General features: G+C 61.7%; 14 protein-coding genes. 7 read left to right on the top strand and 7 right to left on the bottom strand.

Translation table 11 applies throughout. The features are described 5' to 3' along the window. Together ABWI03_RS33645 and ABWI03_RS33640 are read left to right on the top strand one after the other, a co-directional pair. Nucleotides 1–758: vitamin B12 dependent-methionine synthase activation domain-containing protein (locus ABWI03_RS33645; RefSeq protein WP_353799017.1), on the top strand; the 758-nt coding region annotated here is incomplete at its 5' end. Further along, nucleotides 751–1,068: an MGMT family protein gene (locus ABWI03_RS33640; RefSeq protein WP_003943354.1), complete on the top strand. Its 318-nt coding sequence runs from the start codon at nt 751–753 to the stop codon at nt 1,066–1,068. The genes ABWI03_RS33645 and ABWI03_RS33640, both read left to right, overlap by 8 nt. Nucleotides 1,069–1,444: 376 nt before the next feature. Here the strand turns inward: ABWI03_RS33640 and ABWI03_RS33635 are convergent, their stop codons facing one another. Continuing rightward, nucleotides 1,445–2,032 carry a uracil-DNA glycosylase family protein gene (locus ABWI03_RS33635; protein ID WP_037130837.1) on the bottom strand — a complete coding sequence of 196 codons (588 nt, stop codon included), beginning with the start codon at nt 2,030–2,032 and terminating at the stop codon, nt 1,445–1,447. A gap of 666 nt (nt 2,033–2,698) precedes the next feature. On the opposite strand from ABWI03_RS33635, the gene ABWI03_RS33630 reads away from it, so the two are divergent. Together ABWI03_RS33630 and ABWI03_RS33625 are read left to right on the top strand one after the other, a co-directional pair. Further along, a complete protein-coding gene (locus ABWI03_RS33630) occupies nt 2,699–2,869 on the top strand; it encodes a hypothetical protein (protein ID WP_003943375.1) in 171 nt (56 codons plus the stop codon). A 525-nt stretch (nt 2,870–3,394) separates the two neighbouring features. Then, the gene (locus ABWI03_RS33625) at nt 3,395–3,874 is read left to right on the top strand and encodes an SRPBCC family protein (protein ID WP_037130811.1); all 480 of its coding nucleotides are present in this window, start codon (nt 3,395–3,397) and stop codon (nt 3,872–3,874) included. Between the two features lie 342 nt (nt 3,875–4,216). Here the strand turns inward: ABWI03_RS33625 and ABWI03_RS33620 are convergent, their stop codons facing one another. Next, entirely contained in the window at nt 4,217–4,393 is a 177-nt protein-coding gene (locus ABWI03_RS33620) for a hypothetical protein (RefSeq protein WP_003943357.1), read from the bottom strand. Between the two features lie 455 nt (nt 4,394–4,848). Between ABWI03_RS33620 and ABWI03_RS33615 the strand changes: the two genes are divergently transcribed. Continuing rightward, nucleotides 4,849–5,625, top strand: coding sequence for a hypothetical protein (locus ABWI03_RS33615; protein WP_003943377.1), 777 nt, complete (start codon nt 4,849–4,851; stop codon nt 5,623–5,625). A 27-nt stretch (nt 5,626–5,652) separates the two neighbouring features. Then, the gene (locus ABWI03_RS33610) at nt 5,653–5,901 is read left to right on the top strand and encodes a hypothetical protein (RefSeq protein ID WP_003943394.1); all 249 of its coding nucleotides are present in this window, start codon (nt 5,653–5,655) and stop codon (nt 5,899–5,901) included. Between the two features lie 191 nt (nt 5,902–6,092). On the opposite strand, the gene ABWI03_RS33605 is transcribed toward ABWI03_RS33610, so the two are convergent. The 3 genes from ABWI03_RS33605 to ABWI03_RS33595 all read right to left on the bottom strand — a co-directional run bounded on the left by ABWI03_RS33605 (nt 6,093) and on the right by ABWI03_RS33595 (nt 7,418). Beyond that, a complete protein-coding gene (locus ABWI03_RS33605) occupies nt 6,093–6,281 on the bottom strand; it encodes a hypothetical protein (RefSeq protein WP_003943368.1) in 189 nt (62 codons plus the stop codon). 29 nt (nt 6,282–6,310) lie between these two features. Beyond that, on the bottom strand, nt 6,311–7,090 hold the full coding sequence (locus tag ABWI03_RS33600) for a SigB/SigF/SigG family RNA polymerase sigma factor (RefSeq protein ID WP_003943395.1): 780 nt from the start codon (nt 7,088–7,090) through the stop codon (nt 6,311–6,313). A gap of 91 nt (nt 7,091–7,181) precedes the next feature. After that, a complete protein-coding gene (locus ABWI03_RS33595; RefSeq protein WP_141751371.1) occupies nt 7,182–7,418 on the bottom strand; it encodes a hypothetical protein in 237 nt (78 codons plus the stop codon). A gap of 340 nt (nt 7,419–7,758) precedes the next feature. Between ABWI03_RS33595 and ABWI03_RS33590 the strand changes: the two genes are divergently transcribed. Then, entirely contained in the window at nt 7,759–8,121 is a 363-nt protein-coding gene (locus tag ABWI03_RS33590; protein WP_370852719.1) for a MerR family transcriptional regulator, read from the top strand. Here the strand turns inward: ABWI03_RS33590 and ABWI03_RS33585 are convergent. Together ABWI03_RS33585 and ABWI03_RS33580 are read right to left on the bottom strand one after the other, a co-directional pair. After that, nucleotides 8,046–8,474 carry a hypothetical protein gene (locus ABWI03_RS33585; RefSeq protein WP_003943386.1) on the bottom strand — a complete coding sequence of 143 codons (429 nt, stop codon included), beginning with the start codon at nt 8,472–8,474 and terminating at the stop codon, nt 8,046–8,048. The two genes, ABWI03_RS33590 and ABWI03_RS33585, sit on opposite strands and share 76 nt — an antisense overlap. A gap of 160 nt (nt 8,475–8,634) precedes the next feature. Continuing rightward, complete coding sequence (locus ABWI03_RS33580; RefSeq protein WP_003943349.1) at nt 8,635–8,937, bottom strand: hypothetical protein; 303 nt, start codon at nt 8,935–8,937, stop codon at nt 8,635–8,637. Nucleotides 8,938–10,164: the final 1,227 nt, after the last annotated feature.

The raw sequence follows: 10,164 nt of genomic DNA, 5'->3' as shown, positions 1-10,164 counted from the left end.
AGCGCGCTCTTTTCCTCGGCCAGTGGGGCCTTCGCGGTCAGCGCAAGGGCGACGGTCCGACGTACGAGGAACTGGTCGAGTCGGAAGGCCGTCCGCGACTTCGGTACTGGCTCGATCGGTTGACGTCCGAGGGCATCCTCGCGCATGCCGCGGTCGTGTACGGGTACTTCCCGGCGATCTCGGAGGGCGACGACGTCATCGTGCTCACCGAGCCGAAACCGGATGCACCCGAAAGGTTCCGATTCACCTACCCGCGCCAGCACCGCGACCGCTTCCTGTGCATCGCGGACTTCGTTCGCTCGCGCAAGGACGCCGAGGCCACCGGGCAGGTCGACGTACTCCCGTTCCAGTTGGTGACGATGGGTCAGCCGATCGCGGACTTCGCCAACGAGTTGTTCGCGTCGAACTCGTACCGCGATTACCTCGAGGTTCACGGAATCGGTGTCCAGCTCACGGAGTCTCTGGCCGAGTACTGGCATCGACGCGTCCGTGAAGAGCTAGTGCTTCCCGAGGGTCACACCGTCGCGGAGCAGGATCCCACCGAGGTTGCCGGTTACTTCGATCTCGAGTACCGCGGCGCTCGCTATTCGTTCGGATACGGCGCGTGCCCGGATCTCGAGGATCGAGCCAAGTTGGTTGCGTTGCTCGAACCCGAACGAATCGGCGTCGAATTGTCCGAGGAGCTGCAGCTGCATCCCGAGCAGTCCACGGACGCTTTTGTCCTGCACCACCCGGAAGCAAAGTATTTCAATGTCTGAGTTGCCGAACGGAATATCGGAAGACGGCCCCTCGCCGTTCGCTCGCCGCGTCCTCGACATCATCGACCGTATTCCTGCAGGCCGAGTGATGACATACGGACTGATCGCCACCATCGTCGACGCGCATCCGCGCCAAGTCGGCCAGGTCATGACCCACTGGGCAGACGAAACACATTGGCACCGAGTGGTCTACGCCAACGGCACTCCCGCTACCTGTCACGGCAACAACGCTCTCGTCCTACTGCGCGGCGAAGGGACGCCCATGCGCGACGGACGGGTCGACCTCGTACACGCGCTGTGGAATGGATGATCCACCTCAAACGATGGCGAGAACCGTCCTGCAATCGTTTTCGACGAAATGCCATGTCCTCCATGCGATTAAGTCATCTTCACCCTCGTATTTGCTCCCCGGGTCATGTCCTAAGTCTGGTATGTCGGATGAGACACGGCCACCCGCTGCGCAGTCTCGACGTGCACTCAGGTGGACTGGCGGTTGACGACACACCCGGGGGCAAGGTGTAAGGCGCGAGAGCGTGTAGCGCCGACGCGGCGTGTGAACGGGGAGAGCTCAGTGACCGGGCGGCCAGCTCGGTATCGGTTCGATGATGTGGACGGTCAACTGACAACGTCGAACACGTTGTGTTCGCGCTTTGCGCTGAACCTCTACGTGGAGACAAAAAGATCTTTCACAGGGCGAGTGAGCGAATTGCGGTCTGGACGATCGGCAACACGTCCTCTTCGAACCACAGGTTCTTGGCAAGCCACGGCTGGTTGCGCGGAGAAGGATGTGGGAGGGGAAGGTACCCCAACGGCAGGTAATCCTTCGCTGCTTTGACGGTCTCGGTCAGTGTCGGCTTGCGCCGACCACGTAGATAATGCGCCTGTGCATACTGACCGACCAACACCGTGAGTCGGACGTCGAGTAAACGATCGTTCAGTGCCCCATGCCAATGAGATGCACATTCGGATCTCGGTGGTTTATCGCCCGACCTGGCTTTGCCTGGATAGCAAAAGCCCATCGACATGACGGCTACCGTGTCCGGGTCGTAGAACTGTGTGGGCGTCAGACCGAGCCAAGCGCGCAGACAGTCACCTGAAGGATCGTCCCAGGGAACACCCGTCGTATGAACTTTGCGGCCGGGCGCCTGGCCGATCACACGCAGCCGAGCCGATGGGCCTGCTTGCAGTACGGGACGCGGTCCGCACGGCAGGTGGTCCGCGCAGAGCGTGCACCCTCGGATCTCCCTGAGCAACTCAGCCAATGGTTCCGGCATATTTCCCATCTCCGGGGTCGAGGCAAGCATAGAAGTGACGTCGTTATCGGACGCGTTCGAGGTCGTCGTCTACCGGGAAATCACCGAAATCCGGGTGGAAGGCTTGAAGCCGCGCCGGTAGGCCGGGCTGACAGATTTCTCAGTCAGCGGGCAGCGGGGGCGTCGAGTCCGCCGGTATTTGGCACGGTTTCCCCTATGTCTCCAACCATGCCTCGAAGACGCATATGCCCGTCGGACAACGTGTAGCAGCGTTGCGACGAGACAGGGTAGCGACAGGACAGAGACCCAGGGTGCCGCGACCGGGACGCATCGGGGCAGTGAAGACATCACGCGGGTTGGCGGCGTAACTGGCTGACGCCTTCCACAGCAGCTCTAGCGATCGGAAGACCCTCGAAGGATCTCGCCGCCCAAGGTGTACGCGCCCAGCTCTCCTGAGTAGGCCAGCGGTCGAAACCGTGACGGCTCATCGGATCCCAGGTCAGTGAAACCCGACGAGCCGTCCCGTGCCCTGGCCCGGCAGAGCTGAGGCACGGCACAAGTGATCCACCGGACGCAAAATTTGGGGGACCGGCTATCCGGTGGATCCTCGACTCACTACCCCCGCTGCCCGTCATGTAAACGCCGCACCGAATCGTGAGCCGAAACGCTCAGTTCTCGAATGCGGTGATGCTCCGGACCAGTGACGTCCGGGTAGGTCGACCGGCGGATGCGCAGTATTCGTCGACGTCGACGGCGATGTACACCGACGACCTTCAGGCTGGCGATCCGCGGAACCCTGCAGTGCACGAGGGAGACGTACTGCGCGCCCGGTTGCGCTTGATGCCTTGCGGCACTTGATGTTCGCCGCGGCTGGGGAAGGGGCCGGCTAGCCGAGGACGCAACAGCAATTCTCAATATCCGGACTGGACGATTTTTTGGCCTACCCGGGGCGAGGGCGGTGTCTGTGGGCGGTTCCTCGGTGCCCTCCTTGCGGGAGATGCGTTGCGAAGAGTCGACGGTCGTCTGCGTACCGTTCGACGGCGATCCCACAACTCGTGTCCGAGTTCGCCTCTGTGGCTGCCCTGATCGCATCGTTGTGCGTCGTGGGTTTCCCACCGGGTGTGCTCCTCGGCGGTTCTGCACATGCTCCTCCATGAAGGCCGACGGTAATGGCGGACCGAAGAGGGTGCCCCTGGATGAACTACCCGAGCGCCTCTACCGCGCGCGCGGGTTGTTGGCGGTGCTATGACCGATTGTCTTCGAACCTTCTCGCAGCGTGAACGACCCTGCGACCTGGGCGAACCCGAAGACACACCCTGACCGTGGCTTCCACGTCGACTGCTGCGATGTGTATCAGTTGACAGAGTGGGTAGCTCGAAAATCATGAGTACCGTGACCGAATCCGTAGATGTCAACGTCCCCATCTGTACCGCCTACGACCAGTGGACTCAATTCGAGTCGTTCCCCCACTTCATGTCCGGAGTACGGGAAATTCGACAAATCGACGATGTGCACACACATTGGATCCTCGAAATAGCCGGACAACCACGGGAATTCGACGCCACCATCACCGAACAGCACCCGGACGAACGCATTGCGTGGAAATCGGACGCAGGCCCCGATCATGCGGGTGTGATCACCTTCCACCGATTGGACGACTCGCACACCAGGGTGACAGCACAGATGGACATCGACCCTGATGGCTTCGTCGAAAACATTGCCGACAAACTCGGAGTCCTCACCCACAGAGTCAAAAAGGACATGGGGAGCTTCAAGGAGTTCATCGAATCCCGCGACCAGGAAACAGGCGCCTGGCGGGGAAACATCGAACGCCCGGACCAGATACGCCCCGACGAAGTCTGAACTCCCGCACCCCGCAGGCCTGGGGACTGCTGCGGCAGGAGTAGGCGCGGGCCACCGGAAGCGCAATCGCCCATCGGCACGGTTCCCCCGCAGGGGGTTACTACGGCTTCCCGAGTCCTACACGTGCGTGCCGAGGGTGCCGGTGTCGTTTGCCACGTGAGGACGAACGAAGCCACTGGAAGTCCAGGCACATCACCACGGTCAGACCGACACCTAACATCACGAGTAACAGAACCACGTTCACCATCGCCACTGCTCCCTCTGACATCGAATTAGCCACTCACACCACGGAAGGCAGAATTCTCAGACGCATTCCGGACGCGTACGTTCCGGTAGCTGGACTCAGGCAGCGGTCACGCCATGAATCGATCGGACCGATACGCGCATCCTCGACGTCGCGGACAAACCACGTGCGATCGGTTCTTCCGCCTCGAAACGCTCGATTGCGAGTGCGAGGCCCATGACCTGTCGCCACCACCGTTCACGTTCCTCGGATTCGGCCCACACAATTACATCCATCACTGTCTCCTCATCAACCCTGGGTTTGTTACCCAGGTCACAGATTTTGGAAACGTAGGACACGCGAAATTATGCAATGGAGAGAAGCGGGGACTCGCGGTGTGTCGCCGATAACCAATCCTCCTCGAGGCCTCCGAAAACAGATCCGAAGACACGAAACGAGTACAGCCGAAAAAGGAGCTTGCGAACTGACCCGCAGTCCAATCCACTCGGCCCCCGTCGACGTCAATGCGGTCACTTCACAGGCTGCACAACACTTCTCGTGGGTGTGTTGATACGGCTGCGAGCCGTTGCGCTCAAACACAGGCGACAGGGTCAGGAACCTGACCGTACGCCGCTGCAGGCGAGGAACATGATCAGCCCGCTGCGGATTCGGATGCCGCCCCTGAGGCGAAGTCCGAAGCCGAACGACGCCTATGCTCGGTATAAGATCTCGCGAGAGAGTGGAGCCAGATATGAGTCCGAACAGCACCTGGCTCGACACCCGAACAACCCAACTACGGGGCACGCTTCTCGGTCTGGGGCTGACGATCACCGACTCCCAGGCCCGCGTACTGCTCAACGACAAACTCGACGACTACGCCCGCCTGATGCACGTCACCCGCCGCACCGCCCAACGACACTTCACCGACGAACAGCTCGCCATCTTCGCCAACTCCCTCGCGGCGGCCATTTCCGACGAAGCACCCGGCGAGCCCATGACCGAATTCGAACGCACCATCCCCATGCCCACCAACGCACTCGGACTGACCATCGCCGCCCTGGCAGAAGCGCTGAAAGTCGCCCACGGCAACCTCGAAGAGCACTCTCTGACCGACGGCTTGTCCCACCTGTCGACTCTGGGCATGATCGCCGCCGACGCCCGCACAAACACCCGCACCGGTACCGTTCCCATGCCCCGGCCGCTGCTGCTGCGGATCGCTCGCTTTCTCGACAACACCGCGAAAATGGTCAGCGAGGGAGCGAACCTGCCCGACGGCCTCGACGAAAACGCGCGAGCACCCTTCGTCACCACCCTCCAACAAGACGCCGACGGACTACGCACCCTCGCGAACACCGAAGACGGTCACTCGCCGAAACTTTGGCGTATCCCTGCCAGTAGCGAAACATCGCCCCGTCGCGAAAAAGCCAATCGACGTCATGCCGCAGTCGAAACAGAGCCGAACGCCGCAACGGAAGGCGCGCGCGGGGATTCGATCCGCAGCGGACGACCTCGCCCCACGGAATCTTGACCTGCCAACACATGTGAGGAGTTACTCGTGAGGCCTATCGCCAGTTTCAGCGCCATGTTCGTGTGGGCCATCCTGCTCATCGCCGTCGTCGGCATCGCCGTGAGCCTGACCCAAGGGGCGTGGGCTCCCACCGTCGCCTGGGCGATCGTGGCAAGCGCGGCCGCGGCTGGTCTGATACGTCTGCGACACCGGCAGATCGGTAGCACCCGCACATTGAGAGCTGTTCCCGCGCGGCGAATACATCGCGCCAAGCACGACAAGAACGATCACATCTGACACATCCCACCGACTGCCGACGGCTCCCCTCCGCGGCCCAGATCGTCCCGCCGGCATTCGTAAGCGCCCAGGGGGACGGGCCTTGGGGCCTTGCGTCTGACGAATCCCCGGAATGGTTATCGAGTACAGCTCAGCGTGTTGAAAGCTGGCCTGTTGAAGTCAGTACTGCTGTATTCAGTACTGCGCGTTCGTCATTCACCACCGACTCCGCGGTCCGCGGGAAATCGGTAGACCCGAATTCCGCCCTCGCGATCGGTGTATTGAATGCTCCAGAGCGTGCGATCCACCTGCCCCAACTCGATACTCCGGACAGCTTCCTCCAAGGTCGGGTACTCAGCAGTGCGCTGCGCAGCACCGTCGTAGAGAAAAGTGAAATGCATTCGATCCTCGTCCTTTCTTCCCAGTCAGGTCAGGCTGCGACCGCGACCGGCCGGGGCGCAAAGGAAGACGAGGCTCGCAGTTTCGCGAGACTTTGGGCGAGGAGCCGAGAGACGTGCATCTGCGACACTCCGATCTTCTCCGCGATCTCCGCCTGAGTCAGTTCCCCGAAGAACCGGTAAATCACGATGATGCGCTCACGCTCGGGCAGAGCGAGGAGCGCCGGCCGCAGCGTTTCCTGATTGTCGATGCCGTCGAGGGCAGCATCGAACTCTCCCAACGCATCTGCGATCGATCGACCGTCACCGACGGCGGCTGCATCGAGGGACGCTGCATGATAGGAATCGCCGGCAGCAACGATCTCCGCGACCTCGGCGGGCTCGACTCCGAGCTCTTTCGCCAGCTCCGGCACCGTCGGCTCACGCCCGAGATCCTGCGTGAGCGCGGTGCGTGCTTTGTTGAGCGCAAGACAGTTTTCCTGCAACGAGCGCGGCACCCGCACATCCCATCCACGATCCCGGAAATGCTTACGCACCTCCCCCATCATCGTGGGAATCGCGAAGGCGAGAAAGTCTTTGCCCTTGGCCAGATCGAAACGGTTCACCGCACTGACCAGACCGACGCTGGCCGCTTGGACGAGATCGTCGAGCGCTTGTCCGCGGCCGCGATACCGCAAGGCGATATGGCGAGTCAGCGGTAGACATAGTTCGATGATCTGCGTGCGCAGACGCTCGCAGCGTGCGTCGTCTCCCGGCAGAGAAGCCAACTCTTCCAGCAAGCCCGCGACCTGTGCGTATTCGGCGTCCTTCATGTGCCGGCTCACGCTATCACCCACTTCTGCCGGGTGGTCGTTGCTCGTGCGTATCGTGCTGCGGGCATCGTCTTCTCCTTCACAGTCGCGCTCACGGGTTGATCGCCTGCAGGACTACGCGGAATGAGGCCGCCGCGACGAGGGCGAACGCCACTCCGGTCAGCGGGCCGGCAAGGACGGATCCGACTGCGCCCAAGATTCCGGCGATCACGATCACCAGGACGAGATCGAGCGTCACCCGCCGCCACCAACCTCGGGAGGCGACAGGGGTCGTGATCGGCGATCGCCGCTGCGCAGAAGTCCGCCCGACGTCATATGAGGAGGTCATGGCAGTTGTCATTCACACTCCCGGGGTCCACATGCTCACACACAGCTGTCTGTTCCGATGTCGTAAATCTATACCAACTGATGCAGATAAGCGACAATTAGAGCGGCAGGGAAAGCAGGGTCGAAGGCGCCGTGAGCAATCTCCCCTTGGGCTCACCTGCACATTCAGGCGAGTTTCCGTTCTTACCGGGCGGGTACGTTCTAGCCGTGACTATGTTCGGTTGCGCGAAAATCTGCAGTGCTGACCATCAGATTTGCAGCATCGGCCGGCGAAGGGATAGTGATGAGCCGTGTTAAAGTCGAGTGATATCCGGTTGGGCTGAGGGAGTAGTGCTGTGGCAGTGACAGATGCAGCGCACGTCCATGCTGCCTACGACCGCCGTGGGGTGTACGGGATTTCCGTGATGTCGGAACTGTCCGGCGTCGGCCCGCAAACATTGAGACTGTACGAGCGGCGCGGACTGCTCACCCCAGCCCGCACGGGCGGGGGAACCCGCCGCTACAGCGAAGCAGACCTGGCCACGTTGACACGTATCAGCGCGTTGATCGCCGACGGCATCAACCTGACTGCGATCGGTGTCATCCTCGACCTGGAAAACCGGAACGGGATCCTGGCCGAACAGATCGCTCAGCTCAGTGGGATGCCCGCGGAGGAATCGCCTTCCGAGCGCGTCCCGGAAGGCGGTGACCCCGCGTCGGCGTGAGCGATGGCGCCGAAATCCGCATCGGCAGCGATCACATGCCCCTCCGATTCGAGCTGGTCGATCGCCGCATCGAACGCGTCGATAAGCCACGGCTTCTGCGCCTGCGCGAGCGAAGTTTCCGTATTGTCGTCACCGGTCTGCACGATGTGCACCCACCACGAACCGCTCGCATCGGGCTCGTCCCACAACCCTCGCGCAGAATTGGTGGCCAACACGTAGCGGTTGTACTCGAGATCCACACGAATGGCGTACTGCCCGTCCACATTCACCACAGCAGCGGGCCGCTGCGACGCCGCAGCCAACGCGGTCAGCGCGTCGTCGTACATTTCCGAGAACTTCTTCGTCAACGGCACAGTGCAGTCCTACTCATCGAGGCCCCATGCAGACAGCACAAGGTAAAAGACAGCCCGTTGCCACAGCCATGACCAGCCCGTTGCCACAGCCATGACGAAGAACTGACATCCACCCTAACCCCACGAGGCCCACATCAGTGGGAAGCATCCCACTCCGCGATCACCTACCGTCCCATCGAAAGCCGGAAGAGGACCGAACCCTGTCGAACTGCATACCGATCTCGCGGCAAAGCTCCTCATCACTGACGGCGCGGTCCCCGAAAGCGATCGCGCCCACTGCAGTGCCGTCGATGACAACCTCGCCGACGACACCGACGACCGCACCGTCCTCACGGCAAGCGATGTCCCGCCCCGCGCGAATCACCTGCTCGATCACCGACGCACGGTCGAACCCTGCACCGCCGCGGTAGCGGTGGACACCGGTTTCCTCGTCCCGCACCGACACGAACCAGTCCACCTGCATCGCCCTCACATTCCTCCCCTGCACCCCTCACCTACTTCTACCGCGTGGGGAGCGTATCCACCACCTCGGCCGCGAGCACCGTCAGCCGAATACTGCATTGCCGAGACTGCTCGACGAACACCTCGAACACCTCAAACACCTCAAACACCTCGATCCTCACTGATACCGTGCAGCACCATCAGCATTCCCTCGGCATGCTCGAAGCCTTGCGCGTACCGCCATCCCAGCCTGCACACCCCCGACCTCCGCAGGACCCGCACTCCGCCGCCGGAAGAGGTTGGTATGCCAATGGGCACTGCTCACACACCCGCTACTTATCGACGATCATCCACTCAAGAGTCGTCCGGTCGACACAGGCCTCCACTTTCCCGCCCCAGGGACCCATCGGCCGCCGCAGCGGACTCGCCGCGATACGGAGGTCCGACGAAACGTTCCGACCGACTCATGCTGACTTGCAACAGCTCTCGAATCGGATGGATGGTTTGGCACGAACAAGGCAGCTGCGGCGATTTCAACGACCGCACACCCCCAGGACCCCGGCCCTGCACGTCGAGCCGGGGCGGTGGGATGCCATCTGCGTTGAGCACACAACCCAGACAGCCCTTTTCGTGCGCGGTCAATATCCGTGCGGCCTCGCACTTCCCACCATAAACCGCATTACCGGTATGCACCTGGTCGGATTCCCGGTCGATACCAACTAGCAACCCGGGCGCGTGCGGACAGTCCGGGAGCAGCACTCCCCCACACCTACCAACCCGATCTCATCGGCCGGCTACCACCGCCACGTCGCGAGAACTCCGAAACGTTTTCTGGAGTGGCGATGACACTCGGCGACCTCACGAAGCAGGTCAAACAGATCAGCGGAAAGCCAGATTGACACCGAATCGGCTGTCGAAGGGGTGCAACCAGGTTCGATCCACGGTTCCATACCGCCCCACCCCGACACTCGACAAAGCTGACGGGCAATCATCACCGAGTAGTCGACCGGCACCGATCATGTGTGCTCTCGCCAGATTTGTGAAAGTCCGCTACCACCAGAGGAAGTCAACGCGCTCTGCTGATCGAAGATCTGCCGACACCCCGCATGGAGGCGATAGCGTCGAGACTCTTGCCTTGCTCACAGAGGGAGCGGGGGGACTATCTCGTTAACGGTGTTTCGGCCGTTTTCATCAGTAGGTTTCTGATCCGGGCCAACGATCCGCGAACGTGATCGCGAAGGCATTGAGA

Origin of the sequence: Rhodococcus baikonurensis (assembly GCF_040489275.1) — a bacterium.
GTDB classification, from domain to species: Bacteria; Actinomycetota; Actinomycetes; order Mycobacteriales; family Mycobacteriaceae; genus Rhodococcus_F; species Rhodococcus_F baikonurensis.
Note: the sequence above shows the minus strand (reverse complement) of the source record. Positions and strands in the feature narration are given on the sequence as shown.

What these genes read in the sequence shown, in the direction of transcription:
- ABWI03_RS33630 (WP_003943375.1), top strand. Translation starts at nt 2,699, where the DNA reads ATGCTCCGGACCAGTGACGTCCGGGTAGGTCGACCGGCGGATGCGCAG.
- ABWI03_RS33595 (WP_141751371.1), bottom strand. Translation starts at nt 7,418, where the DNA reads ATGACCTCCTCATATGACGTCGGGCGGACTTCTGCGCAGCGGCGATCG.
- ABWI03_RS33600 (WP_003943395.1), bottom strand. Translation starts at nt 7,090, where the DNA reads ATGAAGGACGCCGAATACGCACAGGTCGCGGGCTTGCTGGAAGAGTTG.
- ABWI03_RS33640 (WP_003943354.1), top strand. Translation starts at nt 751, where the DNA reads ATGTCTGAGTTGCCGAACGGAATATCGGAAGACGGCCCCTCGCCGTTC.
- ABWI03_RS33605 (WP_003943368.1), bottom strand. Translation starts at nt 6,281, where the DNA reads ATGCATTTCACTTTTCTCTACGACGGTGCTGCGCAGCGCACTGCTGAG.
- ABWI03_RS33580 (WP_003943349.1), bottom strand. Translation starts at nt 8,937, where the DNA reads ATGCAGGTGGACTGGTTCGTGTCGGTGCGGGACGAGGAAACCGGTGTC.
- ABWI03_RS33625 (WP_037130811.1), top strand. Translation starts at nt 3,395, where the DNA reads ATGAGTACCGTGACCGAATCCGTAGATGTCAACGTCCCCATCTGTACC.
- ABWI03_RS33620 (WP_003943357.1), bottom strand. Translation starts at nt 4,393, where the DNA reads ATGGATGTAATTGTGTGGGCCGAATCCGAGGAACGTGAACGGTGGTGG.
- ABWI03_RS33635 (WP_037130837.1), bottom strand. Translation starts at nt 2,032, where the DNA reads ATGCCGGAACCATTGGCTGAGTTGCTCAGGGAGATCCGAGGGTGCACG.
- ABWI03_RS33615 (WP_003943377.1), top strand. Translation starts at nt 4,849, where the DNA reads ATGAGTCCGAACAGCACCTGGCTCGACACCCGAACAACCCAACTACGG.